At 48.5% G+C, this 239-nt stretch carries 1 pseudogene; it reads right to left on the reverse strand.

Annotated elements, in window-relative coordinates:
- Positions 1 to 239 (reverse strand): annotated as a pseudogene (locus BHE89_RS02895) (transposase); the annotation flags it as partial.

Genomic DNA, 239 nt, shown 5'->3' on the forward strand with positions numbered 1-239 from the left:
TGCACGAGAGAGTTTGTGTTGAAAATCAGCACGGGCATTGGCTACCCGTTCGTGTACACCTGCAAGCTGTATTCGGGCTTTACGGCGATTAGCACTCCCTTTTGCTTGCGAGATAAGGCTTTTTGTTTTCGACGTAGGTTACGGCTGGCATTGATAAGGTGGCGCGGATTAGCAATCTTATTGCCGTCTGATTTGATGGCGTAATGACTTAGCCCCACATCAAGCCCCGTGATATTTGA

The organism is Shigella sp. FC1967 (assembly GCF_001743005.1).
Lineage (GTDB): Bacteria > Pseudomonadota > Gammaproteobacteria > Enterobacterales > Enterobacteriaceae > Proteus.